General features: G+C 68.9%; 1 protein-coding gene. It reads left to right on the forward strand.

Annotated elements, in window-relative coordinates:
* The coding region (locus CSQ87_RS10685; protein WP_207761146.1) for an RpiB/LacA/LacB family sugar-phosphate isomerase at window positions 1–241 on the forward strand (241 nt) is incomplete at both ends.

Genomic DNA, 241 nt, shown 5'->3' on the forward strand with positions numbered 1-241 from the left:
TCAACGAGAACAGCCAGGCCGCGAAGAACGGCCTCATCTACACGGCCCTCAAGGCCGTGGCCGACGAGAAGGGCTTCGCCGTCGACAACTACGGCATGTACGCGGCCGACGACGCCGCCCAGCTGACCTACGTGCAGAACGGCATCCTCGCCGCCGCGCTGCTGAACACCGGGGCCGCGGACTTCGTGGTCACCGGCTGCGGCACCGGCGAGGGCGCCATGCTCGCCCTCAACAGCTTCCC

The organism is Bifidobacterium simiarum (assembly GCF_002802905.1).
Classification (GTDB): domain Bacteria; phylum Actinomycetota; class Actinomycetes; order Actinomycetales; family Bifidobacteriaceae; genus Galliscardovia; species Galliscardovia simiarum.